This is a genomic window from Mesorhizobium bavaricum (assembly GCF_056781655.1).
Window position 1 is genome coordinate 856,438 of record NZ_CM165566.1, and the last position, 25,453, is coordinate 881,890.

A 25,453-nucleotide genomic window follows, 5' to 3' on the forward strand; every position below is an offset into this window, starting at 1 on the left:
CTGTAACGAGCATGACGGAGGCAACGCCTGAAGCGTTGGTGATCTCGGGACTGGACTGCTTCTATGGCGAGGTCCAGGTGCTGTACGGTCTCGACCTCGTGCTGAACAAGGGCGAGGTGCTGTGTCTGTTCGGCCGCAACGGCGCCGGCAAGACGACGACGCTCAAGGCCATCATGGGATTGGTTCCCTCAAGCGCCGGCTCGATCAGGCTCGGTGGCCAAGAATTGACCGGTCTGCCGGCGCATGAGGTGCCGAAGGCCGGTGTCGCCTATGTGCCGCAGGGAAGGCGACTGTTCGCCGAGATGACGGTGGCTGAAAACATCGAGATCGGGCTGATGGCGCGCAGCAAGGGCAAGGCGACGCGCGAAAGCGTGCTCGACCTCTTCCCGCTGCTGCGCCAGCGGCTCAGGCAACGCTCGGGCACCTTGTCCGGCGGCGAGCAACAGATGCTGGCCATGGCGCGTGCGCTCTGCCTCGAGCCGCAGGTGCTGCTGCTCGACGAGCCGACCGAAGGGCTGATGCCGTCGATGATCGCAAAAATTCGCGAGACGGTATCGAAACTGCGCGACATGCATGTCTCGACCATCCTGGTCGAGCAGCGTGTCGATGCGGTGCTGTCCGTCGCCGATCGCGTCTCGTTCATCGAGAACGGCCGCAACCGCGAGACGGTCGATGTCGAGGAATTGCGCGCCGACCCGTCGGCGGTTCGCCGCTATGTCGGTGTCGGCTGATCAGCCGAAGAACAGAAAGCCCGCAACCAGGAGGGTCGGGATCAGCACCAGCCCGGACCACAGCATGTAGCCGAAAAAGCCCGGCATGCTGACGCCGCGCTGCCTGGCGATGGCATAGACCATGAAATTGGGGGCATTGCCGATATAGGTGTTGGCGCCCATGAACACCGCGCCCGCCGAAATCGCCGCCAGGGTCGAGGCAAACTCTGTCATCAGGTGCCGTGGGTCGCCGCCGGCCAGTTCGAAGAACACCAGATACGTCGGTGCATTGTCGAGGAAGGATGACAGCGCGCCGGTCAGCCAGAAATAGGCGAGGTCGTTGGGCGTGCCTTGTGCCGAGGTGACAAGCGCGACCAGTGGCGCCAGCGCGCCACCGGGGCCGGCTCTCAGGATGGCGATCACCGGCACGATTGCGATGAAGATGCCGGCAAACAGTTTCGCCACTTCTGATATCGGACCCCAGTTGAAGCCGTTCGCCTCGCGGTACTCCTTGCGTGAGACGGCCAGCGAAACGAAGGCCAGCACCAGGATGATGGCGTCGCGCACCAGGTTCTGCAGTTCGAGGCTGACGCCCTGGACGGAGAAGCTGACACCCGGCTTCCAGGTCGCCGACAGCAGGATGGCGCCGATGACGCCGGCCAGCAGCGGAATGTTGGGCAGGCCGCGGAGGCGTATTGTCGAATCCGGCGTCGGGTCCTTGATCTTCGGCGCTCCGCCCTCGCGCCGATGCAGGATGATGTCGATCGCCAGGAAGACGGCCAGCACGACGCCGCCGACGAACAGCGTCTCGTGATAGAGATTGGTGGTCGTCCAGAAGAAATCGACACCGCGCAGGAAACCGACGAACAGCGGCGGGTCACCCAACGGCGTCAGTGAGCCGCCGATGTTGGAAACCAGGAAGATGAAGAAGATGACGACATGGGCGTTGAACGGCCTGGCGTCATTGGCCCGGATGATCGGCCGGATCAGGATCATCGAGGCACCGGTCGTGCCGATGACCGAGGCCAGCAACGCGCCGACCAGCAGCAACCCGGCATTGACCAGCGGCGTGCCGTGGATGTTGCCCGCAACGAGAATGCCGCCCGAAATGGTGAACAGCGCGAACAGCAGGATGATGAAAGACATGTATTCGGCGAGCAGCGCATGCAGCACCGCCGCGGTCGCACTGGGGATACCGAAGGCCAATGCCAGCGGCACGATCACCAGCGCCGCCCAGAGCGCCGCGATCTTGCCGTAATGGTGCTCCCAGACATGGTGAAACAGCAGCGGGCCGGTGGCGATCGACAGCAGCAGGCCGGCAAAGGGCAGCGCCCACCACAGCGACATCGAGGCGCCGGGCAGGCCGTGTTCTTCCGCGGCCAAGGCTTGTTCCGGCAACAGCAGCGCGACGGCGATCGCAGCGCCCACTCCTGTCCCAATCCGCAAAAAGCCCCTCTTGCGCCCCACGGTCCGTTCAATCCAGGACGTGGTCTTCGAGCGTGACGCCGGCATCGCGCATGCGCTGCAGCATGGCATCGAGCGAACCGTTGAGGTCGATGCCACGGCAGGCATCGAGCCGCACGGTGGTTTTGAAACCATGCTTGACGGCGTCCAGCGCCGAAAACGCGACGCAGAAGTCGGTCGCCAGCCCGACCAGGGTCAGCGTATCGATGCCGCGTTCCCTGAGATAGGCGGCAAGGCCGGTCGGCGTCGTCCGGTCGTTCTCGAAGAAGGCCGAGTAGCTGTCGATGGCCGGCCGAAACCCCTTGCGGATGACGAGCTCGGCCTTGGTCCAGGCGAGGCCGGAGTGGAAATCCGAGCCCAGGCTGCCCTGGATGCAATGGTCCGGCCACAAAGTCTGCTGGCCATAGGGCATGTCGATCATCGTGAAAGGCTGCGACCCCGGATGGCTGGAGGCAAAGCTCGAATGGCCGGCGGGATGCCAGTCCTGCGTCAGCACGACATGGTCGGCGTGCCGGATCAGGTCGTTGACCAGCGGCACGATCTCGTCGCCGCCGGCAACCGCCAGCGCGCCGCCCGGACAAAAGTCGTTCTGCAGGTCGATGACAACAAGCGCTTCGTCGGCCATGGGGCTTTCCTCTTCTGTACGCAGGCTCCAGTGGAAAATGCCGCTGACGCGACCGGACGCAGAAACTCGACCAGATGGCCGGCGGCGTCAACCTCTCAAGGCATAACAAATGCGTGCCCGGGCGAGCTGCCACAAACTCTGGCTTTGACAATTCCTGCCGTCTTGATATCATTTGCATACGAATGAATTTCGCCCGGCACCGATGCTGGCAGGGTCTTTCGAAATACCGGTTTCTGGAAGACCTCTTTTCTGGAAGGCAAAGCGTGATCCGTTACGCCAAACCCACCTCGGTCGACGAAGCGCTCGCTTTGCTTGGCGAAGGCGCCTGGCGCATTCTTGCCGGCGGCACCGATTTCTATCCGGCACAAGGCAGCAAGCCCTTCCGCGACAATGTCCTCGACATCAATGGCCTGGCGGCGCTGCGCGGCATAGTCGAGACGGACGACCATTTCGTCATCGGTGCACGCACGACCTGGACAGACATCATCCGCCATCCCTTGCCGCCGGCCTTCGACGCACTGAAGCAGGCGGCGCGTGAAGTCGGCTCGGAGCAGATCCAGAACGTCGCCTCGGTCGCCGGCAATCTCTGCAACGCCTCGCCGGCCGCCGACGGCGTGCCGGCCCTGCTGATCCTCGATGCCGAGGTCGAACTGCGCTCAGTGGCGGCGACGCGTCACGTGCTGCTGCAGGATTTCATTCTCGGCAATCGCCGCACGGCCTTGCAGCCCGGCGAGATGGTCGCGGCCATCCGCGTGCCGAAACCTGCCGCCACCGGCACGTCAGGCTTCGTCAAGCTCGGCGCACGACGCTACCTCGTCATTTCCATCGCCATGGTGGCGGCGCGTCTGGTCGTCGACAAAGGCATTGTCAGGCAAGCGGCGGTCGCCGCCGGCTCCTGCTCGGTGGTGGCCAAGCGCCTCGCCGGCGTCGAAGCCGCCTTGCGCGGCTTGCCCGCCGGCCAAGCGCTCGCCAATGCGGTCCTGGCCGCGCCGATGGCTGAGCTGTCGCCGATCGCCGACGTTCGCGGCAGTGCCGAATACCGGCTCGATGCGGTGCGCGAAATCGTTGCCCGCGCCGTGCTGAAGGCCTGTGGACCGATGAATGACCACGAGGTGGTGGCGGCATGAGCCAGGTCTCGCCCGACGTGCGTGAAGCTCTGTCCGATCCGGGCGGCGTTCAGCCTGGCCTCGGCCCTGGGCGAGCCGACATCGCCTTTGTGGTGAATGGCGCCGCCATCTCGGTCAACGTGCCGCCGCTGCGCCGGCTATCCTCCGTGCTGCGCGACGAATTGCTGCTGACCGGCACCAAGGTCGGCTGCGACGCCGGCGATTGCGGCGCCTGCACGGTACTGGTCGACGGCGATCCTGTCTGCGCCTGCCTGATGCCGGCGGCTTCCGCCGCGGGAACGGCGGTTACGACAGTCGAAGGGCTCGCCAATGGCCGGCTGTCGGCGCTGCAGGCCTCGTTCCTCGACCATGGCGCAGCGCAGTGCGGCATCTGCACGCCGGCGCTGCTGGTCGCGGCGACGGCATTGCTGGACAAGAAGCCCAACCCGACCGAGGCCGAGGTGCAGGACGCGCTCGGCGGCATCCTCTGCCGCTGCACCGGCTACCGGAAGATCATCGCAGCGGTGATGGATGCCTCTCAGCATGCCGGAAGCCTCGATTTCCGCCTGCCTCAGTCCGGTCATGCCATCGGCTCCTCGCCCATCCGGCTCGACGGCGTGCCGAAGGTGACCGGCGGCGAGAAATTCGGCGGCGATTCCTTCCCCTCCGATGCGTTGGCCGTGCTGGTGGTGCGCTCGCCGCACTATCATGCCAGCTTCGCCTTCGGCGACCTCGATGGCTGGGCGAAGCAACATCCCGGCGTGGCCGGCGTCTTCACCGCGACCGATATTCCGGGAAACAACTGTTTCGGCGTTATCGGCCCGTTCGCCGACCAGCCGGCGCTGGCCGAGGGCTTTGCCCGGCTTCGTGGCGAGGCTGTGGCGCTGGTCGCCGGCGAGCGCGAGGCTATCCTCGATCTCGACCTGTCGGATTTCCCCGTCCACTGGAGCGAGCTGCCGCATGTCCTGCAGCCTTGCGAAGCGCAGGCCAGCGGCGCCAGACTGATCCATGAAAACCGTCCGGCGAACCTGCTCACCTCCGGCTTTGTCGAGCGCGGCGATCCCGAGGCAGCCCTTGCCGGCGCTGCTATCACCGTGTCCGGCGCCATCGATACCTCCTACGTCGAGCACGCCTATATCGAGCCGGAAGCCGGCTATGCCTATCTGGATGGCGACACGCTGGTCGTCGTCGCCTGCACCCAGGCGCCCTACATGGACCGCGACGAGACCGCCAAAGTGCTCGGCCTTGCCGTCGACAAGGTGCGCATCGTGCCGACCGCGACCGGTGGCGGCTTCGGCTCCAAGCTTGACGTCTCGCTGCAGCCGCTGATCGGACTTGTGGCGCTGAAGACGGGCCGACCGGCCGCGCTCGCCTACACCCGCAACGAATCCATGATGTCGACCACCAAGCGCCATCCGGCCGAGATGACGGCGACCATCGGCGCCGATGCCGACGGCGTTGTCACCGGCATGATCTTTGCCGGTGATTTCAACACCGGCGCCTATGCCAGCTGGGGGCCGACCGTCGCCAACCGAGTGCCTGTGCATGCGTCTGGCCCGTATGCGACGCCGAACTACCGCGCCGAGGGCCGCGCCATCCATACCCATGGGCCGATCTCCGGCGCCTTCCGTGGCTTCGGCGTGCCGCAGGCGACGATCATGCAAGAGACGCTCTATGACGAGCTGGCCGGCAAGCTGGGCATCGACCGGCTCGAGTTTCGCCTGAAGAACTGCCTTCGGAACGGATCCGAAACGGTCACCGGACAGCGGCTGGACTCCGGCGTCGGCATTGCCGAATGCCTCGAGTCGTTGCGGCCGCATTGGGCGCGCGCGAAGACCGATGCGGATGCATTCAACAGTACTAGTGGGGATAAAAAGCGCGGCATAGGCATCGCTTCCTGCTGGTATGGCTGCGGCAACACCTCGCTGCCCAACCCGTCGACTATCCGCGTCGGCATAGCGGCTGACGGCACGATCATCCTGCATCAGGGCGCGGTCGACATCGGCCAGGGCTCGAACACGGTCATCACCCAGATCTGCGCCGACGCGCTTGGCCTGCCGCTGGAGAGATTCCGGCTGAAAAGCGCCGACACTGCCATCTCCCCCGATGCCGGCAAAACATCGGCCTCGCGCCAGACTTTTGTCACCGGCAAGGCAGCGGAGAAGGCCGGCCGCGCCTTGCGCGAAAAGATCCTGCGCTTTGCCAATGTTTCCGAAAAGGCGTCCCTGCAACTGGATGGCCCGGCGATCGTCATCCGCGAGGGCGAGGCCACGCGCCACGTCGATCTCGCAGCATTGGACGTGGACGCCGACGGCTTCGTCTTCCGCGCCGAGGAGACCTACGATCCACCGACGCTGCCGCTCGATGCCAAGGGCCAGGGCAAGCCTTATGCGGTCTATGGCTATGGCGCGCAGATCGCCGAGCTGGAGGTCGACCTCAAGCTCGGCACGGTGAAGCTGATCAAGATCACCGCCGCGCACGATGTCGGCACGGCGATCAATCCGCTGCTGGTCGAGGGCCAGATCGAGGGCGGCATTGCGCAAGGCATCGGCATGGCGCTGATGGAAGAGTATATCCCCGGCCGCACCGAGAATCTGCACGACTATCTCATCCCGACCATTGGCGACGTGCCGCCGATCGAGACCATCCTGATCGAGGTTCCGGATCCGGAAGGACCGTTCGGCGCCAAGGGGCTGGGCGAGCATGTGCTGATCCCGACGGCGCCGGCGATCCTCAACGCGATCAGGCATGCCACCGGTGTTCTGGTCACCAAGGTTCCGGCGACGCCGACGCGCATCCGGGCCGCTATCCGCGAAAAGGAGGCACGCCCATGAGCGAGCTTGCCGAACGCTTCGAAACCCACGATCCCGGTGAGAAGCAGGTGGCAGAGAAGATCCGCTGCGATGCCTGCCCGGTCATGTGCTACATCGCCGATGGCCGCACCGGCGCCTGCGACCGCTACGGCAATGTCGGCGGCAGGATCGTGCGCATGGACCCGCTGACCATCCTCGACCACGCGACCGAGTCGGGCACGGCCATGGTGCCATTCGTCGCCGAGGGCGAGGCATGGGACGGCGAACTGGTCAACACCGGCCGCCGCTTCGTCACCGCCATCGGTGCCGGCACCACCTATCCCGACTACAAACCGGCCCCTTTCATCGTCAGCCAGGAAGTCGAGGGCGTCGATCTCGTTACCGTCGTCACCGAGGGCATCTTCTCCTATTGCGGCGTCAAGGTGAAGATCGACACCGACCGTCACCTTGGTCCCGAGACCGCCATAGTCCGCGCGGCTGGCGAGGCGATCGGCCATGTCACGACCGGCGAATACGGCTCGCAGATGCTGTCGCTGGGCGGCGTGCATCACCTGACCGGTGGCTCGAAGGCCGAAGGCCGCGCCACCTGCGATACGCTGCTCAATCTGTGCAACCGCAAGCCGGTGGAGCTCAGCATCGACGGCGGCGCCACGATCATCGTCGAAGCCGGCAAACCACCCGTCATCGACGGCAAGCAGGAACACCGCATGCGGGTCGGCTGCGGTTCCGCCACCATCGGCATGTTCGCCACGCAATGGCGCGGGCTGGTCGACGAGGTGGTGGTGGTCGACGACCACATCACCGGCGTCGTCTCCGAGCATCAGGCCGGCAAGGTGCTGGGCTGGCAGGATACGGGCATAAAAATCATCGGCCGCCGCTCGACGCCGGGCCGCTATTTCAAGGTGTCCGAGCCCGGTCTCGGCTGGGGCGGCACCAGTATATCCGACCCGCTGTCGATCCTCGGCGAGTGGAACGCCAAGAAGGGTGCGCGTCCCGGGCTGACGCTGCTGATGGTTTCGACCACCGGCGAGCAGTTTGCCTACTACGAACTCGATGACGAACTGAAGCCAGTGCAGAAACCCTTCCCGGAGCGGCTGCAGAAATCCGTCGGGCTGATCGAGGACAATTGCGAGCCGGCGCTATGCACCGTGCTGTTTATCGGCGGCGCCGGCGGTTCGCTGCGCGCCGGCGTTACCGAAAACCCGGTCAACTTGACCCGTTCCGTGCAGGGCCTGAAGACTTATGTGACGGTCGGCGGAGCGCCGGTCTATGTCTGGCCGGGCGGCGGCATCACGCTGATGGTCGATGTCACGCGGGTGCCGGAAGGCGCCTTCGGCTATGTGCCGACACCGGCGCTGGTGGCGCCGATCGAATTCACTCTGCGCCGCGACGACTACATCAGGCTCGGCGGCTACGAGGCCGAAATCCGCAGCGTCGAGGATATCGTCGCCAAGGGCGGCGAGTATCTCAATCCGCGCCGTGGCTCGAGTGCCGCGGCCGGCAATCCATGGCCGCCGCTGGCACAATTGCACCGTATGCCCCCGAACGGGGCCGGATAATGACCGGCCCGCAAGCGCACTGGCTGCAGGACGGCAAGCGACTGCATCTGAACCACGGGCCGATCGACCTGATCGTCGAGGCCTTTGGCGAGGCGCCCGAATGCCGCAAGGCCTATGAGCAGGCCGCGGCACGCTTCCAGACCATTTTGTCCGAACTGGTCGAGGAATTGCCTGAACTGCGCCGACCGGCCGCGCTTCGGCCTCGCGTCCTCGTTGGTCCGACAGCGCGGCGCATGGAAGCGGCTGTCGTGCCGTTGGCGAAAGATTTCATCACGCCGATGGCCGCCGTCGCCGGTTCGGTAGCCGACGAAGTACTCGGCGCCTTGCTTGCGGGCCGTCGGATCGACCGCGCCTATGTCAACAATGGCGGCGACAGCGCGCTCCATCTCGGCGCCGGCCAGACGATGACGCTTGCCATTGCCGGCACCGGACATGGCCTGGCCGACCGCATCATCATCCGCGCCGAGGATGGCGTGCGCGGCGTCGCCACCAGCGGCTGGCGCGGGCGCTCGTTTTCGCTTGGCATCGCCGACGCCGTCACCGTGCTGGCGCGGACCGGGGCCGAAGCCGATGCCGCGGCGACGCTGATCGCCAATGCCGTCGACCTGCCTGGCCATCCGGCCATCAGGCGTGTGCCGGCGCGCGACCTGGCGCCGGACAGCGACCTTGGCGACCGGCTGGTGACGCAGGAGGTCGGACGGCTTTCTTCAGCGGAAATCGCCACGGCGCTGGACAGCGGACTTGCCGTCGCCGAAGATTTCCGCCGCAGGGGCTTGATTGCCGCATCGGCGCTGTTTCTTGCCGGCCAGACCCGCATCAGTGGTGCCATGGCGCTTGCCGCGCCCAACAAAAGTCCAGGGAAGGAAGTTGCCCATGCCTGAGTTTCCGATCCGCAAGATCGCGGTTCTGACCGAAGAGATCTTTCACGAGGGCGGGCCGGTGGCCAAGGTGCCGCGCCGGCGCGCTGCCGCCATGGCGCTGGTCAAGAACCCGTTTGCCGGGCGCTACGTGGAAGACTTGCAGAGCGCCATGGAAGATCTGAAGCCGCTCGGCCTGTTGCTGGCCGACCGGCTGATCGCGGCACTCGGCGGCGATCCCAAGCAGATCGACGGCTATGGCAAGGGCGCCATCGTCGGCACCGCCGGCGAGCTGGAGCATGGCGCGCTGTGGCATGTGCCCGGCGGCTATGCCATGCGCGAACGGCTCGGCGACGCCAAGGCGATCGTACCGTCGGCCAAGAAGGTCGGGGCCTTCGGCTCGCGGCTCGACGTGCCGCTCGGCCACATCAATGCCGCCTATGTGCGCAGCCATTTCGACGCCATGGAAGTCGGCATCAACGACGGCCCGCGCCCCGACGAGATCCTGTTCTGCCTCGCCATGACCTGTGGCCCGCGCGTGCACGACCGCATGGGCGGACTGGCGGCTGGGGATATCAAGGCCTGGGACGGGCTGCGGTGAGTGGCGGGGACAATCTGCTGAAGCTCGTCGAGGCCGAAGAGCCTGATGAGAACGACTATCGCTTGCAGGAGCAGGTCGGCTTCATCCTGCGCAAGGCGCACCAGCGTCATGTCTCTATCTTCGCCGCCCATATCGCCGACCTGACGCCGCCGCAATTCGCGGCACTCGCCAAGCTGCGCGATGTCGGCGAGACCTCGCAGAACCAGCTCGGCACGCTGATCGCCATGGATGCGGCGACGGTGAAGGGCGTCATCGACCGGTTGAAGGCACGCGGCCTGGTCGATCTCTCCAAGCACGAGGTCGACAAAAGGCGGCTGCTGGTCAACCTGACCGCGGAGGGCCGCGAGGCGATCGAGCGCCTGATCCCACTGGCGCGAGAGATCACCCAGGAAACGCTGGCGCCGCTCTCGGCCAAGGAGATCGCGGCCTTCATGAAGCTGCTGGCCAAACTGGCGTAGGTGCAGCCTTGTTGATTCCAGGCCGCATGAGCCCGGGTCGGCACTGCCCCTGATTGTGCCGCTTCGCCGTGGGGTGACGAGGTCGGCAGGGTCAGAGCTTGAACGCCTCTGAACCAAGCTGATGCAGTTTCGGGAAGACTCCCCTGCCGCCTGATATCACCAGCGTCCCATTCTGCAGCACCGTCGTCGGATCGGGTTTGACGACCGTGCCACCGGCTTCCTCGACCAGGAGCATGCCGGCCAGGCAATCCCAGGCGTTCATGTGCTCCTCGACATAGCCCAGCAGGCGGCCGGCGGCGACATAGGCGAGCATCAAGGCGCCGGATGCGTTGCGGAAGAAGACGCCGCCTTCGGCCAGGATCATGCGGACCAGCACGGCGACATTTTCGGTGTCGGCGCGGTTTGAAAATCCGGTCCCGACGGACCCTTCTTCCAGGCTGGTGGCAGCACTTGTCCTGATCGGCCTGACATTGACGAAGGCGCCGCCGCCGAGCCGGCAGTGAAAGGTCTCGCCGGTCGACGGCTCGTGGATGACGCCAACCACGGTCTCGCCATTCAGGGCGCACGCGATCACCACGCACCAGGCCGGAATGCCGCGCACGAAATTGGCGGTGCCGTCGATGGGATCGATCACCCATACATAGCCTGTCGAGCCCGTTACCGAGGCATGTTCCTCGCCGACGATGCCGTCCTGCGGATAGTCGGCGGCAATGGCGGCGCGGATGAACAGTTCGACCTCGCGGTCCGCTTCCGAGACCAGGTCTTGATGGCCCTTGCTCTCGATGGTCAGGCTGTCGAGGTCGCGGAAATATCTCAGGCCAAGTTCGCCCGCCCGCCGCGCCAGCTCGATGGCAAATTGCATGCGTGCGTCATGGTCATTTTTCACGGGGGAGCTCGATGTTGCGGAAGGATGCCTCGCCCTTAGCAGAAGCAGACCGCACCTTCCAAGCCAGGAGTATCCGTTCCAAGACTATCAGGCCGCTTGCGACAGCGATTTGTGGGCCTCGGCCAGGATTTCGAACGACCGCACCCGCGCGGCATGGTCGAACATCTGCGCGGTGACCATCAGCTCGTCGGCGCCGGTGCGGCGCACGAACGCGTCGATACCTTGCCTGACCGTGTCCGGGGACCCGACGACGGCGCAGGACAGCGCCTGGCCAAGCATGGTCTTGGCCATCGGATCGAGATCGCGGTCATAGTTCTCGACCGGTGGCGGCAGCCGGCCGGGCCTGCCGGTGCGCAGATTGACGAAGGCTTGCTGCAGCGAGGTGAACAGCAGCCTCGCCTCGCCGTCGGTGGGCGCGGCAAAGACATTGAGGCCGAGCATGACATGCGGCTTGTCGAGCTGTTCCGACGGCTGGAAGCGCGAGCGGTAGACGTCGAGCGCGTGATCGAGTTCCGCCGGCGCGAAATGCGAGGCAAAGGCGTAAGGCAGACCGAGCATGGCGGCGAGCTGCGCGCCGTAGAGGCTGGAGCCGAGGATCCAGATCGGCACGTTCTGGCCTTCGCCGGGCACGGCGCGGATGCGCTGGCCTTCCTCGGCCGGCTGGAAGTAGCCCATCAGCTCTACGATATCCTGCGGGAAATTGTCGACGCCGGCCTCGAGGTTGCGGCGCAAGGCGCGTGCCGTGCCCATGTCGGTGCCAGGCGCGCGGCCGAGGCCGAGATCGATGCGGCCCGGATGCAAGGCGGCCAGCGTGCCGAACTGCTCGGCAATGACCAGAGGCGCATGATTGGGCAACATGATGCCGCCGGCGCCGACGCGAATGGTCCTGGTGCCGCCGGCGACATGGGCAATGACGACGGCGGTGGCCGCGCTGGCGATGCCCGGCATGTTGTGGTGCTCGGCCAGCCAGTAGCGCTTGTAGCCCAGTCGTTCGGCATGACGGGCAAGATCGAGCGAGTTGGCCAGCGACTGCGAGGCATCGCTGCCTTCGACGATCGGCGACAGGTCGAGAACGGAAAGGGCTGTCATGAACGGGATCCTGTGTAGGACCGCATGTAGGAAGCGCCTGGCGGCGCCGCAAATTCAAAAATATTGATCAGCCTTTTGCGGATTCGGGATCGGCGACGTCATCGTCCACGACGACTGCCGTCTGCTGCGCGGCGAGGAAATTGCCAACGTGGCTGAGCCCCTCGAAATGATCGCAGAACACCTTGATGACGACCAGCAACGGCACCGCCATCAGGGCGCCGACGAAGCCCCAGAGCCACGACCAGAAGGCGATGGCGATGAAGATCGCCACGGCGTTGATCTCCAGGCGCCGGCCAACCACCATCGGTGTCACGAACTGGCCTTCGACAGTGTCGCACAAAAGCACGAAGGCCGGCGCCAGCAGAGCGTAGGAGATGGTGTCGAAGCTGATCAGCGCCATCACCGCGACAAGCAAGATGGTCATCAGCGCCCCGACATAGGGCAGGAAGTTGAGCAGGGCGGCGGCGACGCCCCAGACCAGCGGGTTGGGCATGCCGAGCGCCCACAGGCCAAGGCCGATCACCGCGCCGAGGCCGGCATTGATGATGGTGACGGTGAGCAGATAGTGCGAAATTTCGCGTTCGACGTCGTAGACGACGCGCAGCGCCCGCTTCTTTTCGCTGAGGCTGGCGAAGGACTGGATGATCTTCTCGTAGAACATCGTGCCCGAGGCGAGCAGGAACAGCGACAGCACGAAGATGATGGTGAGGCTTGTTCCCGCCGACAGGATGTTGCTGGCCGCTGACGACAGCATACCTGACTGGGCGACCGCCACCTTCTGGATGCCGGGCTCCTGCGATGTCGCGGTCAGCTGCTCGATCTGGTGCGAGATCTGCATGATCCGCTCAAGTGGACGCCGCAATTGCGCCAGCCGCTCGGCCAGCTGCTGGCCGATCGACGAGGTGTTGTTGATGAGGTCGATGACCGGACCGCTGAGCAGGTAGCCGGCACTGGCGAAAATGCAGATCGACAGCAGCACCAGAAGGGTCGCCGACACCACTTCTGGAATGCCGCGCTTGCGCAGCAGCCGGACGATCGGCGTCAGCGTCAGGGCCAGCAGGAAAGCCAGCATCACCGGCATGAAGAAGGCGCGGGCGAAGTAGAGCGCGTAGATAGCCATGAACAGGAAGATGCCGACGAGCAGCGAACGCATCAGATGCGTATCGGCGCGGGTCTCGACGCGCGGATCTGGCTCATCGGCAACGCCTGCGCCCAAGGCAGCGGGTTCGGTTTTCATGGTCACCCTCGAGCCGCCGCCCTCCGCGATCGGCAATTGCCTGCATGAAACGCAGGTTACGGGCGCAGGTTCCATGAGCCGGCTTCGGGAACGAGACCGCCAGGCGTGAGGCTTGGTGGGAAATCAGACGGCAGCAGCGCAGCGATCGATCGAAATATTACATGGCGTGTAATTGAGACCACTCCTTGGACAAGCCTAATACAGGCAGGCTTTCGTGGCGCCACAAGCGAACAACGATCGAACACCGCCGTGGCGCAATACGAAAGCGCAGTCGGAAATTGACCTTGGAAGAGGACGTTACAATGCAGAGATTCAACCTTCAGACAATCGAAACGGCGCCGGAAAAATCCAAGCCTGCACTGAAGGCGCTGGAAGAGAGATTTGGCTTCCTTCCGAACGCGCTGGCGACGATGGCGAACAATCCGGTTCTTCTCAACGGATTCGTCGGCATCTTCGGCAGTTTTCACGGCGGCAGCTTCGACGAGATCGAAAAGCAGGTCCTACTGCTTACCAACGCGGTCACGATCAAATGTCCATGGACCGTTGCGGCGCATTCGACCTTCGCCATCGAAGACGGGATTGCCGAAAGCGAAGTCAAGGCAATCCGTGATGGCCGGTTGCCGAGAGATCCCAGATATGCGGCACTCTCGGCGCTGACGAAGGCGCTGATCGAGAACAGAGGAAACGTGAGCGATGCGGACATCGACGCGTTTACTTCGGCGGGCTATTCGAAGGCCCAGATCCTGGAAGTGGTGACCGGTGTCGGCATTTCCACGGTGGCGGCAACCACCACCAACATGGCCGGCACGCCGATCGAGGAACGCCTCCAGCCCCAGGCGTGGTCCGCGGCGGCCTGAGCCAATCGGCATCGCATGGATTGGCCGACACCATCCATGCGATGTCGGGGCATATGCGCCGTGTACGGTGCAGGTGGTTGCGAGGATATGATCCATGAAATCGGCGAAAATCACGACCAACATGATGCCGAACCTGGGCGTGCTCCTGCGCCACTGGCGTGATCTGCGTGGCAGCAGCCAGCTCGACCTGTCACTCGATACCGGCATTTCGCAAAAGCAGATCAGCTTCGTCGAAAGCGGCCGCAGCGTTCCCAACCGCCAGACCTTGATGGCCATCGCCCAGGCGCTCGATATCCCCTTGCGCGACCGCAACACATTGCTGCTGGCGGCAGGCTATGCGCCGATGTTTTCCGAGAGCGAGTGGGACTCCGCCGAGATGAAGAGCGTGACCAATGCGTTGCAGCGCATGTTGCGGCAGCACGAGCCATTTCCCGCCGTGGTCATGGATCGATACTGGAACGTGCTCATGACCAACGAAGCCACGCCGCGCTTCTTCGGCTGTTTCATCGACATCGCCGCTCGCCAGGGACCGCGCAACATGCTGCACCTGATGTTCGATCCTCAGGGCATGCGTCCGTGCATCGCCAATTGGCAGGATGTGGCGAGGAGTTTGTTCGAACGTGTCTATCGCGAATCCATCGGCCGTATCGTCGACGAGAAGACCAAGGCCTTGCTTGCAGAACTGCTCGCCTATCCGGACGTGAAAAGTGACTGGAAGAACCCCGTGGCAATCGGTTTCATGCCCGCCATTCCATTGGGTTTCATCAGGGGAGACCGGGTCCTTAACTACTTTTCGATGGTCACCACGGTGGGCACGCCGCAAACCGTTGCCGCTCAGGAACTCCGCATCGAGTGCATGTTCCCGGCGGACGAGGCGACCGAGATCCATCATGCCGAGATGATGGCGGCCGTCTCTAACCGGTAGCGTGCAACGGACGGGCTGCGGACCTGCCGCTTGCCTAGACTAGGCGACGGGCGCCGCCAGTGCCGGCGCGGACTTCGCTGTTTCCTTGCGTACGATCGGCGCCACCCTGGTGCCGTAGAGTTCGATCGCCTTCATGATCTTGGCATGCGGCATGGTGCCGATCGCCATCTGCAGCAGGAAGCGGTCGTTGCCGAAGATCCTGTGCTGGGCGACGATTTTTTCGGCCACCTGCTCCGGATTGCCGACGAACAGGGCGCCATTGGGACCACGCGACTGGTCGAAATGCGCCCGCGATGTCGGACCCCAGCCGCGCTCACGCCCAATGCGGTTCATCACTTCGGCCTGCGGGCCGTAGAAATCATCGGCCGCCTGCTCCGTGGTTTCGGCGATGAAACCGTGCACGTTGATGCTGGTTGCGAGGCCCGCCGGATCGCTGCCGGCGCGCTTGGCGGCCTCACGGTAGAGATCGAACAGCGGCGCGAAACGCGCCGGCTCGCCGCCAATGATGGCGAGCGCCAGCGGCAGGCCGAGCGCTCCGGCACGTGCAGCCGATTGCGGCGTCCCGCCGATGGCGATCCAGACCGGCAACCTGTCCTGGAACGGCCTCGGATAGACGCCGCGATCGTTGATCGGTGCCCGCAGATTGCCGGCCCAGGTGACCTTTACGCTGTCACGGATGGCAAGCAGCAGGTCGAGCTTTTCGGCGAACAACTCGTCATAGTCCTCGAGATTGAAGCCGAACAGCGGGAAGGATTCGATGAACGAACCGCGGCCGGCCATGATCTCGGCACGGCCACCCGACAGAAGGTCGAGCGTGGCGAATTGCTGGAAGACGCGCACCGGATCGTCGGAAGACAGGACGGTGACCGCGCTGGTCAGCTTGATGCGCTTCGAGCGCTCGGCGGCAGCGGCCAGCGCCACCACCGGTGCCGAGGCCGCATAGTCGGGCCGGTGATGCTCGCCGAGACCGAAGACGTCGAGGCCGACCTGATCGGCCAGTTCGACCTCCTCGATCAGGTTGCGCAGCCGCTCATGCGGGCCGATGGCGCCCGGGCCCGGCTGCGGGCTGACGTCGGCGAAGGTGTAGAGACCGAGTTCCATTCGAATGTCATCCTGGTGTTGGGTTTTCCGGCTAGAGCAATTCCAGGAAAAGTGTGAAACGGTTTTCCGTCCGGATTGCGTGAAAACAGAGTGAAAGAGCGGTTCACCATTTCGGTGAACCGCTCTAGAGGTAGCGACGCGTCAGCCGCGCCGCCAGAGGGGCGGACGGTGAACAGTGCATGTCGGTTTCGCCCGAAAAGGCGTCTCCCGACTGCAACAACCCGGAATTTCATGGCTGGCATGCCGTTTTGGCGCTTGAACTCTCGGTATTCGCGCGTATGTAAGCGTCGCGAATTGACTTCAGGGAAGTGGACTTGGCTATCTACAGGGAAAAAGACATTTTCGAGCGGCGCAATGCCGCGAACGAGGCAAAGAAGGCGCTTCTGGAGCGCTTCAAGTCAAAGCCGGCGGCAGACGATCCTGCGGTGCAGGCACGACAGGCCGAACGCAAGGCGATCCTCGAGGCTCGCCAGATACGCGAGGCTGAAAAGGCCAGGCTGAAGCAGGAAAAGCTGGCACGCGAGGCGGTCGAGAAGGCCGAACGCGAGGCAGCAGCCGAAGCGGCACGCATCGCGGCCGAAGAGGCGGCACAGGCTGAAGCCAAGATTCTGGAAGCCGAAGAAAACGAGCGCATTGCCCGTTTGCTGGCCGACGAAGCCGAACGCAAGGCCAAGCGCGACGCACGCTATGCGGCGCGCAAGCAGCGCACGGGCAGGACGCCTCCAGGCTTCTCCGCCCGCTAGCCTCCAGCTACGAAGCATCCGCTTCGAGAATCAGGGTCGCCTTGCAGCGGCCCTGAACGTGTTTGTCCGATGCATGTCGCCCCAAAAAGGTCGCCCCGGTTTTGGGAGGACGACATGCATCAAAACAAGAACCTGAAGCGCGTCGCCACGCGCTTCAGGGGTATGATCAGGCTGCGAACTTAAGTCCCATGATGCCGCAGACGATGAGCGCGATGCAGGCCAGCCTGACCGCGGTGGCCGGCTCGCCGAGCAGCCAGATGCCGAGCAGAGCCGTACCGACGGTGCCGATGCCGGTCCACACCGCATAGGCGGTACCCACGGGCAGCGTCTTCAGCGCCAGGCCGAGCAGGGCGAGGCTGACGATCATCGAGGCGACGGTCAGCACGGTCGGCATCAGTTTCGAGAAACCGTCGGTGTATTTGAGGCCGATTGCCCAGCCGATTTCGAACAGGCCGGCAAAAAACAGAAGAATCCACGACATCGACAACGCTCCATCGGAGCATCGGGCCGAATTCGATTTTCGGAATCCGATGCTCAATCAACAATGGCGGGTCGTCCCGGCCGGAATTTCGGGGAAAGCGCGAGGTCGTCCCCGCCACGCCAACATAGGAATTTCGAGCGCTCGATCAACAACGACCGGCAACAACGTCGCCGGTCGCAATCGGTCCCGAAGCGGATGGCCGGACCTACTTGTCCTTGAGCTTCATCGCCTTGACCGGCGGCGCCTTCAGGGCCGGCGCCGCGGCGGGCTTCTTGGCGTCCTTTTTCGGCTTGCGGGCTTCCTTGCCTGCCTTCATCGCACCTTTAGCCATGATTCGTTCCTCCTGATGTGGAAAGCGAAGTGAAACAAGAGAAACGTCCGACTGCAAGAGGCCAGCGCCTGTCGACGCCGCCAGTCGGCCGCTTTCAACCGGTTTCTAATTTGCTCGTAAACCATGCCGGTCCGTGTCATGGTTGTCTTCGCACTGCAGCATCAGCACGGCTTTTCGCCGGGCGATGAACAGGCAGGCCGGTCAGGACGACAATGCGAATCCACATCGGCTGCGAGATGAGCTTCGACTTTCCGCAGGAAACGCCGCTCATCGCGATGCTGAATGTCCACTATTCCCGCGCCTCCGATCTCGAGCGGCCGGACTTTTTGACCACCAATCCGCCGGTGCCGATCGAAAGCTATCGCGACAGTTTCGGCAATTGGTGCAACCGGTTCGTCGCCCCACCCGGGCGCTTCACCTTCGGCACCGACGCGGTGATCCGCGATCCCGGCACCTTCGAGATGGGCGACCTGATGGCATGGCAGCACGAGGTGCGCGACCTGCCGGCGGACACGCTCCTGTTTCTGCTGCCCAGCCGTTTTTGCGAAAGCGATCTGCTGGCGAGCGAAGCGTGGCGCCTGTTCGGCCACACGCCGCTCGGCATTGCGCGTGTGCAGGCGGTCTGCGATTTCGTCCACAATCATATCGTCTTCAACTACGGCAATGCGCGGCCGACACGCACCGCGGCGGAAGCCTATCGCGAGCAGAGTGGCGTGTGCCGCGATTTCGCGCATCTCGCCGTCACCTTCTGCCGGGCGCTCAACATCCCGACGCGCTACTGCACCGGCTACATCAGCGACATTGGCACGCCAAAGCCGTGGTCGAGCATGGATTTTGCCGCCTGGATGGAAGTCTATCTCGGCGGCCGCTGGCATGTCTTCGACCCGCGCAACAATGCGCCGCGCATCGGCCGTATCCTGATCGCCTCCGGCCGTGACGCCGCCGACGTGCCGCTGACCCATATTTTCGGGCCGGGCACGCTTGCTGGTTTCAAGGTGTGGACCGACGAGATCCTCGGATAGTCGCCGTCTTCCGCCCGCCCCACCCTCTCTAACGACCGACCTCATTACCCAGCGCCGTTTGAACAAGCCGACAGTTCGCGCGTTGTGATGCCTGTGGAGCTTTGGCGGTCTGGCCGTTAGTCTGGGCGCCTTGAACGGGACAACAGCATGGCCGGGCATGGCGGCTCAAAAAGGGTGATCTATGCGGCGCTCGCCGGCAATCTCGCCATCGCGCTGACCAAGTTCGCCGCCGCCTTCTTCACCGGCAGTTCGGCGATGCTGTCGGAAGGCGTGCACTCGCTGGTCGATACCGGCAATGGCGGTCTGCTGCTCTACGGCATGCACCGCGCCGCCCGCCCGGCTGATCGCACACATCCACTCGGTCACGGCCGAGAGCTCTATTTCTGGAGCTTCATCGTAGCCCTTCTGGTCTTCGCGCTGGGCGCCGGGGTGTCCTTCTATGAGGGCGTGGTGCACATCATGTCGCCGGAACCGGTCGCCAACGCTGAGGTGAACTACATCGTTCTCGGCCTGTCTTTCCTGTTCGAGGGCAGTTCCTGGCTGGTGGCGCTGAAGGAGTTCCGCCAGCAGAAGGGCAAGCAGGGTTGGCTGCAGGCCGTGCAATCGAGCAAGGATCCGAGCGTCTACACCGTGCTGTTCGAGGACAGCGCCGCGCTGCTCGGCCTTGTCGTCGCTTTCGCCGGCATCCTGGCAGCGGAATTGCTCGAGATGCCGGAACTCGATGGCGCCGCCTCGATCGGCATCGGATTGATCCTGGGAGCGACGGCGATTTTCCTGGCCCGCGAAAGCAAGGGTCTGCTGATCGGCGAGCCGGCCTCACCGGAGGTCCAGAGAAAGGTGCTTGCGATCGTCCAGCAGGATCCTGCGGTGCAGAAGGCAAACGGTGTTCTGACCGTCCACATGGGACCGCAAGAGATCGTCGCCGGCCTCAGCATCGAATTCGAGGATCACCTGACGGCGCCCGAGATCGAAGCCTGTGTGGAGCGTATCGAGAAACGGCTGAAGACAGAGATGCCGGAGATCACGCGGCTGTTCGTCAAGCCGCAGACCACGGGCACCTGGGAACAGCGGCGCAAGCTGATCGAACCCGCATCCGATCCGGTTCTGGACTAGCGCTGCGCCGTTGCCTCGCGGCTTTGCCCAGCTAAGATTGAGCCCAGGCAGGAGTGATTTTGGAGGAGCGACGATGAAAATCGACGGCGGCTGCCATTGTGGCGCCATCACCTACGAAGCGGAGATCGACCCGGAAAAGACCTCGATCTGCCACTGCTCGGACTGCCAGAAACTGACCGGCACGGCCTTTCGGGTGACTGTTCCCGCGCCCGAGGATCACTACCGGATCACCAAGGGTACGCCGAAAATCTATATCAAGACCGGGGCGAGCGGCGCCAAGCGCGCCCAGGCCTTTTGCGCCGACTGCGGTTCGCACCTTTACGCCACGTCGGTTGGGGATGGCCCAAAAGTCTACGGAATTCGAACGGGAACCGCGAGGCAACGCGAGGATTTGATCCCGACACAGCAGAAATGGCACCGTTCGGCGCTGCATTGGCTGCCGGAATTTCAGGGCATGACGACCGTGGAGGAGCAATAGCGCTGCTGCGGCGGTTTAGAGCAATTCCAGGAAAAGTGTGAAACGGTTTTCCCGGGAAAAGCACGTAGCGCTTTCCCTGGGGAATTGCGTCAAGACAAGGAGATAGAGCGGTTCTGCGTCTCCGTGAAACCGATGAACCGATCTAGTCGTCGCCTTCGACGACCCTCAGCCTGAGTTGCCCGGTCTTCGAATCGGCAACGCGGGCGCCAGCTTCGACCTTCGCAGCGGGAGGCCGTGATGCGGCTTCGGGACCGGCCTCGCCGTCGGGCTGCGCGCCGAACTCCAGCGCCTCGATCTTCTGGCCACGCTTGGTCACCTTCGACGTCGAGACGAGGATGTCGTCGATGTCCTTGGCCGACTGGCCGAAATGAACCTGCAGCTTGCGCACCCGCTCGTCGACACGCGCAACGTCCTCCATCAGCCGGATGACCTCGCCCTGGATCAGATGCGCCTGTTCGCGCATGCGCGCGTCCTTGAGGATGGCCTGAATGACCTGGATCGACAGCATCAGCAGCGACGGCGAGACGATGACGACGCGGGCGCGGTGCGCCTTGTGGACGATGGCCTCGAAATTCTCGTGGATCTCGGCGAACACCGATTCCGACGGCACGAACATGAAGGCGGTGTCCTGCGTCTCGCCCTGGATCAGGTATTTTTCCGATATATCGCGGACATGGATCTCGATGTCGCGGCGAAAGGCCTGCGAGGCGATCTTCTGCAGGTCGGCGCCATCGGCGGCGCGGATGGCGTTCCAGGCTTCGAGCGGAAATTTGGCATCGATGGCAAGGGACGGCGCGCCGTTCGGCATCTTCACCAGGCAATCGGGCCGGCTGCCGTTCGAGAGTGTGGCCTGGAATTCGTAGGCGCCATGCGGCAGGCCGTCGGCAACGATCGCCTCCATGCGCGACTGGCCGAAGGCGCCGCGCGTCTGCTTGTTGGAGAGGATCGCCTGCAACTGCACAACCTGGCCGGCGAGCGACTGGATGTTGCCTTGCGCGGTATCGATGATCGCCAGCCGCTCCTGCAATTTGGCCAGGCTCTCATGCGTGGATTTGGTCTGCTCGGTCATGGTCTGGCCGAGGCGGCCGGTCATGGCGTCGAGGCGCTGGCCGATCGACTGCGTCAGCTCCGCTTGCCGTGCCCCGAACACTTCGGCGATGGCGCCCATGCGGCCCTGCATCTCGGCCTGGGACTGCAGGATGCCGGCCATCCGCGCCTCGGCGTCGCGGGCATGATCGGCGGCTTCGGCGGCGGCGACGGCGCGCGCCTTGGCCGACCGCCACAGCGCGATGACCAGGGCCACGAACAGGCCAAGAAACAGCAACACGCCGAAAGCCAGCGCATGGCCGAGCGTGATCGTGGAAGCGCCAAGCCGCGCGACAGGCTCCGAAAGGATGGATGTCAGATCATTCATGTGGACAGCATAGCCGATTCGGTCGGCTGGCACAGATCAAAACGTGAACGCTGGCAAGGCGCCCCGGTTGACGCTTTTCGCTGGAGGTCTTAGGTGGAACGCCATGCCGATCAAGCCGCTCATCATCCTTCCCGACCCCATCCTGCGCCAGGTTTCCAAGCCGGTGGAGCGCGTCGACGGGCCTTTGCGCAAATTAGCCGACGACATGCTGGCGACCATGTATGACGCGCCCGGCATCGGGCTGGCGGCAATCCAGATCGGCGAACCGGTGCGCATGCTGGTGATCGATCTGGCCAAAGAAGACGAGACGCCGGCGCCGCATGTCTTCATCAACCCGGAAATCCTGAGCAGCGCCGACACGCGCTCCGTCTACGAGGAAGGCTGCCTGTCGATCCCGGACTACTATGCCGAGGTCGAACGCCCTGCCACTGTCCGGGTCAAATATCTCGACCGTGACGGCAAGCTGCAGGAGACCGAGGCCGAGGGCTTGATGGCGACCTGCCTGCAGCACGAGATCGACCACCTCAATGGTGTCCTGTTCATCGACCACATCTCGAAGCTGAAGCGCGACATGGTGGTGAAGAAGTTCAAGAAGCTCGCCAGGGACAAGGCGCCGGGCAAGATGGTGGGATAGGGGAATGCCCCTTCGCGTCATCTTCATGGGCACGCCGGAGTTTTCGGTGCCGACGCTGCGCGCGATCGCCGAGGCCGGACATGAGGTTGCCGCCGTCTATACCCAGCCGCCGCGCGCCGCCGGACGGCGCGGGCTGGAGCTGACGCCATCGCCCGTGCAACGCGAGGCGGAGCGGCTGGGCATCGAGACGCGCACACCGGTATCGCTCAGGGGCGAGGCCGAGCAGGCCGCTTTCCGAGTCCTGCAGGCCGATGTCGCGGTGGTCGTCGCTTATGGTTTGCTGTTACCGAAAGCGGTTCTGGAGGCAACCCGGCTTGGCTGCATCAACGGCCATGCCTCGCTTCTGCCGCGCTGGCGGGGTGCCGCGCCCATCCAGCGCGCGATCATGGCCGGGGACAGCGAAACCGGCATGATGGTGATGCGCATGGAAGAGGGCCTGGACACCGGTCCGGTGGGAATGGTTGAAAAATGCGCCATCGAACCCGATATGACAGCCGGCGATCTGCATGATCGATTGATGAGTGTCGGTGCTGCACTGATGGTGGAAGCGCTGGCGCGACTGGAAAGGAACACCCTGACATTTACTCGCCAAGCGGTGGATGGGGTGACCTACGCCAAAAAAATCGATAAATCCGAGGCTCGCGTGGACTGGACTCGCTCGGCGGGCGCGGTCCACAATACCATCCGCGGCCTGTCGCCCTTTCCCGGTGCCTGGTCCGAGATAGAAATTGGCGGCCGCTTGGAGCGGCTCAAACTGCTTCGCTCGACGCTGTCGCAAGGCGCCGGCGAGTCGGGAGGAATTCTCGATGACCGGCTGACGGTCGCCTGCGGGGCAGGCGCGATCAGTCTGGTCGAAGTTCAACGGGCGGGCGGAAGGCCCGCTGCCGCGTCGGAATTCCTGCGCGGGGCCAAGATCGAAAAAGGAATGAGATTCTCATGAGCATGATGTCGATACGCGCGGCGACGCCGCGAGATCGCGAGGCCATCCGCCTCGTCGAGGAGCACGCTTTCGGCCAGCAGGCGGAGGCCGGACTGGTCGACGCGCTGGTTACCGGCGGCGACGCCGTCACCGAACTGGTGGCGGAAGAAGACGGCCAGGTGGTCGGCCACATCCTGTTTTCGCGGCTGTTCGTCCAGAGCGGCGGCAAGAACTTTGCCGCCGTGGCGCTCGCGCCACTGGCGGTGGAACCTTCGTTCCATGGCAGCGGCATCGGCGGTGCGCTGATCCGCGAGGCGCATATCCGCCTCAAGGATGCCGGCGAGACGCTGGCCGTGGTGCTGGGCGATCCGGCCTACTACAGCCGTTTCGGCTACAGCCATGAACGCGCCGAAAAGTTCGAGAGCGAGTACCAGGGCGAGGCACTGCAGGCACTGGCCTGGGGCGACGCCCCGGAAGCCGGCAGACTGGTCTACGCCTCGGCCTTCGGCTCGGCGCTCGCCGCGTAAGCGGCAACAGCCCTGGAGCCGGATGATTTCAGGTCGAATCGACCTGAAATCTGAATCCGCCTCTACCTCAGAGAGATAGAGCATGATGTCGTCCGAAAGCCGCATCACACTTTTCGGCATCATGCTCTAGCATGCCGCGTTTTCGCCTCGACATCGAATATGACGGCAGCCTGTTTGCCGGCTGGCAGCACCAGGCGGATCAGCCTTCGGTGCAGCAGGCGATCGAGCAGGCGATCGAAAAATTCTGCGGCGAAGAGGTCCGGTTGCGCGCCGCAGGCCGCACCGATGCCGGCGTGCATGCGACCGCCCAGGTGGCGCATGTCGACCTCGTCAAGGCGTGGCCGGGCGACAAGGTGCGTGACGCCATCAACGCCCATCTGCAGGCGGCCGGCGCGCGCATCGCTATCCTGAAAGCTGTGGTCGTCGACGACAGCTTCGACGCGCGCTTCTCGGCCACCGGCCGCCACTATCTCTACCGCATCCTCAACCGCCGCGCGCCGGCAGCGCTCGACAAGGGCAAGGTTTGGTGGGTGCCGAAGCGGCTTGACGCCGGTGCCATGCACGAAGCGGCAAAAGTCCTGCTCGGACGGCATGACTTCACCACCTTCCGCTCGACCCAGTGCCAGGCAAACAGCCCGGTCAGGACGCTGGAGCGGCTCGATGTGAGCCGGCAGGGCGACCTGATCGAGGTGAAGGCTTCGGCGCGCTCTTTCCTGCACAATCAAGTGCGCTCGATGGTCGGCTCTCTCAAGCGCGTCGGCGAAGGCGGCTGGACCGTCGCCGACCTGAAAGCGGCGCTCGAGGCACACGACCGGGCCGCCTGTGGCCAGGTGGCGCCGCCCGACGGGCTGTTTCTGGTGGGCGTCGACTATCCGGAGACGAGCCCGGAAAGGCTCTGAGGCCCGACATCGTCCGGAACGGTGATGCCGAGAAGGATCTGCAGGCCGAACAGCACCAATAGCGACGCGATGAACATGCCGACGAAAACGGCGGTGCCGACCGCGGCACCCTTGCCGATGGTGGCGTTGGTCATGCGCCAGGTCAGCGCCATCGACAGGGCAAACAACAGCAGCGACACGGCGCTTGATATCTGGCTTGCGGACGACAGGAAAAGCCTGATCAGCGCCGAGGGCAGCATCAGCCAGGCGGTGATGGCGGAGGCCCAGTTGCTGGCAACGACATAGTGGACGAAGCGGCCGCCAATCCCGGCGCGCGGCGCGACCAGGGCCAATGCGATGAGCGGCAGCACCCAGGAGCCGATATCGACCGTCGCCAGGCGCACCAGCATGCTGAAGCGTCCGGCGAAGGCGTCGGGATCGCCGATCTCATTGGCGATGCCGACCCAGCCGACGACCAGCGGCGGTGCGGCAACGATGATGGCGAAAAAGGAATTCCAGAAGCCGTCGGCCGACAGGTCGAGCAGGCGCAGACCGTCGGCCTTGCCGAGCATCAGCCGCCAGGCACCGGTCAACGAAGCTTGGGTCTCGTCCGCCGAAAGCATGC

General features: G+C 64.3%; 27 protein-coding genes. 17 read left to right on the top strand and 10 right to left on the bottom strand.

The window, feature by feature from the left end:
• Positions 1 to 11 precede the first annotated feature (11 nt).
• Positions 12 to 731, top strand: a complete 720-nt coding sequence (locus tag AC1RZR_RS04060) for an ABC transporter ATP-binding protein (protein ID WP_477269790.1) — start codon at positions 12 to 14, stop codon at positions 729 to 731.
• On the opposite strand, the gene AC1RZR_RS04065 is transcribed toward AC1RZR_RS04060, so the two are convergent.
• Both AC1RZR_RS04065 and pncA read right to left on the bottom strand, forming a co-directional pair.
• Positions 732 to 2,057 carry a sodium:proton antiporter gene (locus AC1RZR_RS04065; protein WP_481829012.1) on the bottom strand — a complete coding sequence of 442 codons (1,326 nt, stop codon included), beginning with the start codon at positions 2,055 to 2,057 and terminating at the stop codon, positions 732 to 734. It abuts the gene before it with no gap.
• Between the two features lie 127 nt (positions 2,058 to 2,184).
• A complete protein-coding gene (gene pncA, locus AC1RZR_RS04070) occupies positions 2,185 to 2,799 on the bottom strand; it encodes a bifunctional nicotinamidase/pyrazinamidase (RefSeq protein ID WP_481827713.1) in 615 nt (204 codons plus the stop codon).
• A 263-nt stretch (positions 2,800 to 3,062) separates the two neighbouring features.
• Here pncA and AC1RZR_RS04075 point away from each other — a divergent pair, with 263 nt between their 5' ends.
• From AC1RZR_RS04075 to AC1RZR_RS04100, 6 genes are read left to right on the top strand one after another with little or no spacing between them, the layout of a single operon-like run.
• A complete protein-coding gene (locus AC1RZR_RS04075; protein ID WP_477268326.1) occupies positions 3,063 to 3,926 on the top strand; it encodes an FAD binding domain-containing protein in 864 nt (287 codons plus the stop codon).
• Positions 3,923 to 6,739: a molybdopterin-dependent oxidoreductase gene (locus AC1RZR_RS04080; protein WP_481827714.1), complete on the top strand. Its 2,817-nt coding sequence runs from the start codon at positions 3,923 to 3,925 to the stop codon at positions 6,737 to 6,739. Before AC1RZR_RS04075 ends, AC1RZR_RS04080 begins: the two co-directional genes overlap by 4 nt.
• Entirely contained in the window at positions 6,736 to 8,277 is a 1,542-nt protein-coding gene (locus AC1RZR_RS04085) for a 6-hydroxynicotinate reductase (RefSeq protein WP_481827715.1), read from the top strand. Before AC1RZR_RS04080 ends, AC1RZR_RS04085 begins: the two co-directional genes overlap by 4 nt.
• Positions 8,277 to 9,158 (top strand): UPF0280 family protein, encoded by an 882-nt coding sequence (locus AC1RZR_RS04090; protein WP_481827716.1) that lies wholly within the window; start codon positions 8,277 to 8,279, stop codon positions 9,156 to 9,158. The genes AC1RZR_RS04085 and AC1RZR_RS04090 overlap by 1 nt, the downstream gene beginning before the upstream one ends.
• Entirely contained in the window at positions 9,151 to 9,735 is a 585-nt protein-coding gene (locus AC1RZR_RS04095; protein WP_477268335.1) for an amino acid synthesis family protein, read from the top strand. The genes AC1RZR_RS04090 and AC1RZR_RS04095 overlap by 8 nt, the downstream gene beginning before the upstream one ends.
• Positions 9,732 to 10,193 carry a MarR family winged helix-turn-helix transcriptional regulator gene (locus tag AC1RZR_RS04100; RefSeq protein ID WP_481827717.1) on the top strand — a complete coding sequence of 154 codons (462 nt, stop codon included), beginning with the start codon at positions 9,732 to 9,734 and terminating at the stop codon, positions 10,191 to 10,193. Before AC1RZR_RS04095 ends, AC1RZR_RS04100 begins: the two co-directional genes overlap by 4 nt.
• A gap of 91 nt (positions 10,194 to 10,284) precedes the next feature.
• Here AC1RZR_RS04100 and AC1RZR_RS04105 read toward each other — a convergent pair whose 3' ends face one another.
• From AC1RZR_RS04105 to AC1RZR_RS04115, 3 genes are all read right to left on the bottom strand, one after another.
• Positions 10,285 to 11,055, bottom strand: coding sequence for an inositol monophosphatase family protein (locus AC1RZR_RS04105; protein WP_481827718.1), 771 nt, complete (start codon positions 11,053 to 11,055; stop codon positions 10,285 to 10,287).
• Between the two features lie 111 nt (positions 11,056 to 11,166).
• Positions 11,167 to 12,168, bottom strand: a complete 1,002-nt coding sequence (locus AC1RZR_RS04110) for an LLM class flavin-dependent oxidoreductase (RefSeq protein WP_481827719.1) — start codon at positions 12,166 to 12,168, stop codon at positions 11,167 to 11,169.
• A gap of 67 nt (positions 12,169 to 12,235) precedes the next feature.
• The gene (locus AC1RZR_RS04115) at positions 12,236 to 13,405 is read right to left on the bottom strand and encodes an AI-2E family transporter (protein ID WP_477268343.1); all 1,170 of its coding nucleotides are present in this window, start codon (positions 13,403 to 13,405) and stop codon (positions 12,236 to 12,238) included.
• Between the two features lie 302 nt (positions 13,406 to 13,707).
• Between AC1RZR_RS04115 and AC1RZR_RS04120 the strand changes: the two genes are divergently transcribed.
• Positions 13,708 to 14,262 (top strand): carboxymuconolactone decarboxylase family protein, encoded by a 555-nt coding sequence (locus tag AC1RZR_RS04120; RefSeq protein ID WP_477268345.1) that lies wholly within the window; start codon positions 13,708 to 13,710, stop codon positions 14,260 to 14,262.
• A 94-nt stretch (positions 14,263 to 14,356) separates the two neighbouring features.
• Positions 14,357 to 15,187 carry a helix-turn-helix domain-containing protein gene (locus AC1RZR_RS04125; RefSeq protein ID WP_481827720.1) on the top strand — a complete coding sequence of 277 codons (831 nt, stop codon included), beginning with the start codon at positions 14,357 to 14,359 and terminating at the stop codon, positions 15,185 to 15,187.
• A 39-nt stretch (positions 15,188 to 15,226) separates the two neighbouring features.
• Here AC1RZR_RS04125 and AC1RZR_RS04130 read toward each other — a convergent pair whose 3' ends face one another.
• On the bottom strand, positions 15,227 to 16,288 hold the full coding sequence (locus AC1RZR_RS04130; protein ID WP_481827721.1) for an LLM class flavin-dependent oxidoreductase: 1,062 nt from the start codon (positions 16,286 to 16,288) through the stop codon (positions 15,227 to 15,229).
• 314 nt (positions 16,289 to 16,602) lie between these two features.
• Here AC1RZR_RS04130 and AC1RZR_RS04135 point away from each other — a divergent pair, with 314 nt between their 5' ends.
• Entirely contained in the window at positions 16,603 to 17,031 is a 429-nt protein-coding gene (locus AC1RZR_RS04135) for a DUF6481 family protein (RefSeq protein WP_481827722.1), read from the top strand.
• Between the two features lie 166 nt (positions 17,032 to 17,197).
• On the opposite strand, the gene sugE is transcribed toward AC1RZR_RS04135, so the two are convergent.
• A complete protein-coding gene (gene sugE, locus AC1RZR_RS04140) occupies positions 17,198 to 17,512 on the bottom strand; it encodes a quaternary ammonium compound efflux SMR transporter SugE (RefSeq protein WP_481827723.1) in 315 nt (104 codons plus the stop codon).
• 205 nt (positions 17,513 to 17,717) lie between these two features.
• Positions 17,718 to 17,843, bottom strand: coding sequence for a hypothetical protein (locus tag AC1RZR_RS04145; protein WP_258591069.1), 126 nt, complete (start codon positions 17,841 to 17,843; stop codon positions 17,718 to 17,720).
• A gap of 212 nt (positions 17,844 to 18,055) precedes the next feature.
• Here AC1RZR_RS04145 and AC1RZR_RS04150 point away from each other — a divergent pair, with 212 nt between their 5' ends.
• The 3 genes from AC1RZR_RS04150 to AC1RZR_RS04160 all read left to right on the top strand — a co-directional run bounded on the left by AC1RZR_RS04150 (position 18,056) and on the right by AC1RZR_RS04160 (position 20,456).
• Entirely contained in the window at positions 18,056 to 18,865 is an 810-nt protein-coding gene (locus tag AC1RZR_RS04150; RefSeq protein ID WP_477268354.1) for a transglutaminase-like domain-containing protein, read from the top strand.
• Positions 18,866 to 19,012: 147 nt separating this feature from the next.
• Entirely contained in the window at positions 19,013 to 19,978 is a 966-nt protein-coding gene (locus tag AC1RZR_RS04155) for a cation diffusion facilitator family transporter (protein WP_481827724.1), read from the top strand.
• Between the two features lie 73 nt (positions 19,979 to 20,051).
• Positions 20,052 to 20,456 (top strand): GFA family protein, encoded by a 405-nt coding sequence (locus AC1RZR_RS04160; RefSeq protein WP_379105026.1) that lies wholly within the window; start codon positions 20,052 to 20,054, stop codon positions 20,454 to 20,456.
• Positions 20,457 to 20,598: 142 nt separating this feature from the next.
• On the opposite strand, the gene AC1RZR_RS04165 is transcribed toward AC1RZR_RS04160, so the two are convergent.
• Positions 20,599 to 21,870 carry a DNA recombination protein RmuC gene (locus AC1RZR_RS04165; protein ID WP_477268361.1) on the bottom strand — a complete coding sequence of 424 codons (1,272 nt, stop codon included), beginning with the start codon at positions 21,868 to 21,870 and terminating at the stop codon, positions 20,599 to 20,601.
• 103 nt (positions 21,871 to 21,973) lie between these two features.
• Between AC1RZR_RS04165 and def the strand changes: the two genes are divergently transcribed.
• The 4 genes from def (at position 21,974) to truA (ending at position 24,849) form a co-directional block, all read left to right on the top strand.
• Positions 21,974 to 22,504, top strand: a complete 531-nt coding sequence (gene def, locus AC1RZR_RS04170; protein ID WP_379105028.1) for a peptide deformylase — start codon at positions 21,974 to 21,976, stop codon at positions 22,502 to 22,504.
• A 4-nt stretch (positions 22,505 to 22,508) separates the two neighbouring features.
• Positions 22,509 to 23,444 (top strand): methionyl-tRNA formyltransferase, encoded by a 936-nt coding sequence (fmt, locus tag AC1RZR_RS04175; protein WP_481827725.1) that lies wholly within the window; start codon positions 22,509 to 22,511, stop codon positions 23,442 to 23,444.
• A complete protein-coding gene (locus tag AC1RZR_RS04180; protein WP_379105031.1) occupies positions 23,441 to 23,950 on the top strand; it encodes a GNAT family N-acetyltransferase in 510 nt (169 codons plus the stop codon). The genes fmt and AC1RZR_RS04180 overlap by 4 nt, the downstream gene beginning before the upstream one ends.
• A 131-nt stretch (positions 23,951 to 24,081) precedes the next feature.
• Positions 24,082 to 24,849: a tRNA pseudouridine(38-40) synthase TruA gene (truA, locus tag AC1RZR_RS04185; RefSeq protein ID WP_481827726.1), complete on the top strand. Its 768-nt coding sequence runs from the start codon at positions 24,082 to 24,084 to the stop codon at positions 24,847 to 24,849.
• Here truA and AC1RZR_RS04190 read toward each other — a convergent pair.
• Entirely contained in the window at positions 24,819 to 25,451 is a 633-nt protein-coding gene (locus AC1RZR_RS04190; protein WP_379105033.1) for a transporter, read from the bottom strand. The genes truA and AC1RZR_RS04190 overlap by 31 nt on opposite strands.
• Positions 25,452 to 25,453 lie beyond the last annotated feature (2 nt).

What these genes read in the sequence shown, in the direction of transcription:
- AC1RZR_RS04060 (WP_477269790.1), top strand. Translation starts at nt 12, where the DNA reads ATGACGGAGGCAACGCCTGAAGCGTTGGTGATCTCGGGACTGGACTGC.
- AC1RZR_RS04065 (WP_481829012.1), bottom strand. Translation starts at nt 2,057, where the DNA reads ATGTCGCTGTGGTGGGCGCTGCCCTTTGCCGGCCTGCTGCTGTCGATC.
- pncA (WP_481827713.1), bottom strand. Translation starts at nt 2,799, where the DNA reads ATGGCCGACGAAGCGCTTGTTGTCATCGACCTGCAGAACGACTTTTGT.
- AC1RZR_RS04080 (WP_481827714.1), top strand. Translation starts at nt 3,923, where the DNA reads ATGAGCCAGGTCTCGCCCGACGTGCGTGAAGCTCTGTCCGATCCGGGC.
- AC1RZR_RS04085 (WP_481827715.1), top strand. Translation starts at nt 6,736, where the DNA reads ATGAGCGAGCTTGCCGAACGCTTCGAAACCCACGATCCCGGTGAGAAG.
- AC1RZR_RS04090 (WP_481827716.1), top strand. Translation starts at nt 8,277, where the DNA reads ATGACCGGCCCGCAAGCGCACTGGCTGCAGGACGGCAAGCGACTGCAT.
- AC1RZR_RS04095 (WP_477268335.1), top strand. Translation starts at nt 9,151, where the DNA reads ATGCCTGAGTTTCCGATCCGCAAGATCGCGGTTCTGACCGAAGAGATC.
- AC1RZR_RS04105 (WP_481827718.1), bottom strand. Translation starts at nt 11,055, where the DNA reads ATGCAATTTGCCATCGAGCTGGCGCGGCGGGCGGGCGAACTTGGCCTG.
- AC1RZR_RS04110 (WP_481827719.1), bottom strand. Translation starts at nt 12,168, where the DNA reads ATGACAGCCCTTTCCGTTCTCGACCTGTCGCCGATCGTCGAAGGCAGC.
- AC1RZR_RS04115 (WP_477268343.1), bottom strand. Translation starts at nt 13,405, where the DNA reads ATGAAAACCGAACCCGCTGCCTTGGGCGCAGGCGTTGCCGATGAGCCA.
- AC1RZR_RS04120 (WP_477268345.1), top strand. Translation starts at nt 13,708, where the DNA reads ATGCAGAGATTCAACCTTCAGACAATCGAAACGGCGCCGGAAAAATCC.
- AC1RZR_RS04125 (WP_481827720.1), top strand. Translation starts at nt 14,357, where the DNA reads ATGAAATCGGCGAAAATCACGACCAACATGATGCCGAACCTGGGCGTG.
- AC1RZR_RS04130 (WP_481827721.1), bottom strand. Translation starts at nt 16,288, where the DNA reads ATGGAACTCGGTCTCTACACCTTCGCCGACGTCAGCCCGCAGCCGGGC.
- sugE (WP_481827723.1), bottom strand. Translation starts at nt 17,512, where the DNA reads ATGTCGTGGATTCTTCTGTTTTTTGCCGGCCTGTTCGAAATCGGCTGG.
- AC1RZR_RS04145 (WP_258591069.1), bottom strand. Translation starts at nt 17,843, where the DNA reads ATGGCTAAAGGTGCGATGAAGGCAGGCAAGGAAGCCCGCAAGCCGAAA.
- AC1RZR_RS04150 (WP_477268354.1), top strand. Translation starts at nt 18,056, where the DNA reads ATGCGAATCCACATCGGCTGCGAGATGAGCTTCGACTTTCCGCAGGAA.
- AC1RZR_RS04155 (WP_481827724.1), top strand. Translation starts at nt 19,013, where the DNA reads ATGGCCGGGCATGGCGGCTCAAAAAGGGTGATCTATGCGGCGCTCGCC.
- AC1RZR_RS04160 (WP_379105026.1), top strand. Translation starts at nt 20,052, where the DNA reads ATGAAAATCGACGGCGGCTGCCATTGTGGCGCCATCACCTACGAAGCG.
- AC1RZR_RS04165 (WP_477268361.1), bottom strand. Translation starts at nt 21,870, where the DNA reads ATGAATGATCTGACATCCATCCTTTCGGAGCCTGTCGCGCGGCTTGGC.
- def (WP_379105028.1), top strand. Translation starts at nt 21,974, where the DNA reads ATGCCGATCAAGCCGCTCATCATCCTTCCCGACCCCATCCTGCGCCAG.
- fmt (WP_481827725.1), top strand. Translation starts at nt 22,509, where the DNA reads ATGCCCCTTCGCGTCATCTTCATGGGCACGCCGGAGTTTTCGGTGCCG.
- AC1RZR_RS04180 (WP_379105031.1), top strand. Translation starts at nt 23,441, where the DNA reads ATGAGCATGATGTCGATACGCGCGGCGACGCCGCGAGATCGCGAGGCC.
- truA (WP_481827726.1), top strand. Translation starts at nt 24,082, where the DNA reads ATGCCGCGTTTTCGCCTCGACATCGAATATGACGGCAGCCTGTTTGCC.
- AC1RZR_RS04190 (WP_379105033.1), bottom strand. Translation starts at nt 25,451, where the DNA reads ATGCTTTCGGCGGACGAGACCCAAGCTTCGTTGACCGGTGCCTGGCGG.